This window comes from Nostocoides australiense Ben110, from assembly GCF_001050535.1.
GTDB classification, from domain to species: domain Bacteria; phylum Actinomycetota; class Actinomycetes; order Actinomycetales; family Dermatophilaceae; genus Nostocoides_A; species Nostocoides_A australiense.
This window is the reverse complement of the sequence record NZ_HG764815.1, coordinates 3,595,583-3,598,037: the sequence shown is the minus strand read 5'-3', so window position 1 is coordinate 3,598,037 and position 2,455 is coordinate 3,595,583. Positions and strand designations below refer to the sequence as shown.

3 protein-coding genes are annotated in these 2,455 nt (G+C 70.0%); 1 reads left to right on the top strand and 2 read right to left on the bottom strand.

Going from position 1 to position 2,455, the window contains the following annotated elements:
* A partial coding sequence (locus tag BN11_RS25670; RefSeq protein WP_048699607.1) for a zinc metalloprotease occupies positions 1-892 on the top strand: 892 nt, incomplete at its 5' end.
* A gap of 111 nt (positions 893-1,003) precedes the next feature.
* On the opposite strand, the gene BN11_RS17575 is transcribed toward BN11_RS25670, so the two are convergent.
* Both BN11_RS17575 and BN11_RS17570 read right to left on the bottom strand, forming a co-directional pair.
* Entirely contained in the window at positions 1,004-1,711 is a 708-nt protein-coding gene (locus tag BN11_RS17575; protein WP_053084170.1) for a hypothetical protein, read from the bottom strand.
* Positions 1,712-1,774: 63 nt separating this feature from the next.
* The coding region (locus BN11_RS17570; RefSeq protein WP_048699605.1) for a hypothetical protein at positions 1,775-2,455 on the bottom strand (681 nt) is incomplete at its 5' end.

Sequence of the window (2,455 nt, the reverse complement as noted above, 5' to 3'; positions counted from 1 at the left end):
CCCCCCCGCCCCGTCCGCCTCCGCGCGCCCGCTCAGCACCGACGCCCCCGGCGCCGCGTGCGTGACCCACACCGACGCCGTCAACGCCGGCCGCGCCGGCGCCAACCGCCGCGATGGCAACGAAATCTCCGCCGAGCAGGCCACGGCCCTCGAAGCCGCCCTCGGCAAGGCCCTGGCCGCCAAGGGCCTGCGTACCTCCTCGTCGGGCCGTGTCGTGAGCGCATCGGGCGCCGCCACCTTCGCCGCGACCACCGTCAACGTCTCCTTCCACGTCATCACCGACGGCACCAAGGGCAACCTGAGCTCGACGATGATCTCCAAGCAGATGACCGTGCTCAACAATGCCTACGCCGGGACCGGCTTCAGCTTCACCCTCGCCGGCACGGACTACACGAACAACGCCAGCTGGTACAACCTCAGCAACGGCTCCACCGCGGAGCGCGCGATGAAGACCGCGCTGCGCCAGGGCACGATGGCCGACCTGAACATCTACACCGCCAACCTCGGTGGCGGCCTGCTCGGCTGGGCGACCTTCCCCAAGAGCTCGTATGACGCGATGGACGGCGTCGTGCTCCTCGACCAGTCGCTGCCGGGCGGCACCGCCGCGCCCTACAACCTCGGCGACACCGCCACCCACGAGGCCGGTCACTGGTTCGGGCTGTACCACACCTTCCAGGGCGGCTGTAACGGCAACGGTGACTACGTCTCCGACACTCCGGCGGAGCGGTCGGCGGCATACGGCTGCCCGACCGGCCGGGACTCCTGCCGCAGCAAGGCCGGCAACGACCCGATCACCAACTTCATGGACTACACCGACGACGCGTGCATGGACCGGTTCAGCGCCGGCCAGACCTCGCGGATGCAGACCCAGTGGGCGGCCTACCGCGGCTGACACGCCGGTCCACTGCCCACTAAGCGCACGTCAGTCAAATCAGCAGACCGTCCTAGGTGTGCTGATTTGACTAACCTTTGCTAGCAGAAGTTCCTTGGGGGGCAAGGATTTTCACTCGGGCAGCAGAGAGATCTTCTGCCAGATCTTGCCGGCCATCTGGGTCGTCATCGTCTCGATGGCGACGATGGTGTCGAGGACGACCGCGTCCTGGGTCTCCTCGGCGCACAGGGCCGCGACCTTGCCGATCAGGCTGAGCAACTCCGAGCAGTAGTCGAGATAGTGCTCCAACTCGTCGCGCTCCAGGCCCGGCTCGACGGACTTGGAGGTCTTGACGAAGTCCGGGCGCAGCCGCTCGGGGTCCTTGGTCAGCTGGTGCATGTCGACGATGTGCGCGAGCGAGCGCAGCCGGTGGAGCACCCCGAGCAGCTCCCGGCGCATCAGCCGCTCCGGGAGGGCGATGAGGAAGAAGAGCGCGATGCCGGCGAAGACGAGATCGTTGATGATCGACTCGATCAGCGGCACCCACTCGAAGGAGCGGTCCGGCCCGTGCGCCAGCGCGTCGCGGATCGTGATGACGAACAACGCGGCCGTGGCCACGAGGATGACCGCGCCGACCACGCGCGCGAGCCAGGACACGACGCTGGCGCGGGTGCGCAGGGCGGGTGCCTCGTCCTGGACCTGGGCGGCGATCGTCGCCAGTTGGGCGGCGACCTCGTTCAATCCCCGGTGTGGGAAGCGCGCGTGGATCCGGTCGCCGAGCCGCACGACGGTCACGTGCACCTGGTCCGGGTCCAGGCGCGTTGTCGAGGCACTCCCCACGGGGAGCACCCTAACCACCCCGGCGCCGCCACGCGCAGCGCCGGGGTGGTGTCGCCGGCACGATCAGCTGGGGTCGGGCACGCTGCCCGCGGTGTTCGAGCCCTTGAACTCGGTCACCCCGGTGGGCGTGGGCCGGGACGGCTCGACATCGGTGCGGACGGTGCCGTCGGACAGGGTCACGTCATAGGTGAACAAGGGCTCCGCCCCACCCGGCCCGGACGTGGCGCCGGGATCCGGGAAGGCCTGGCCCGGCCCCCAGGCGAGGTAGCGCCCGTTGGTCACGGTGGCGGTGACGGAGACATCCTTCAGATGCAGGGTCACCTTCTCCACGTCCGGGGCTGCCGTGCCCGACACCGTCCAGGCCTGCTCGTTCATCCCCGTCATCGATCCCTCGGCGATCTCGCCGGCCGGGGGGATCCACCCCTCTCCGCTCCCGCCGGTCCCGCCGGCCGCCGTGGCCGTGACCTTCCCGGAGCCGGGTTCGATCGTGGACAGGCAGGAGGCGTCCACAGTCTGCGCACCGTCCTGGTGGAGCATCACGGCGACGATGTCGCCGCGGCGTTCGGCCAGGACGACCGGGATCGCCTCGGCGTCGAAGGCCGGCCCGGACCTCTGGTTTGACGCCAGCACGTCGCGGCAGGCAGCCGTCGCCGCGTCCAGATCGGTCTTGGCGACCGCGCTCGGCGTCGGCGTCCAAGAGGCGTAGGCCATGCCGGAGCCCCCGAGCCCGGGGATGACCACCGC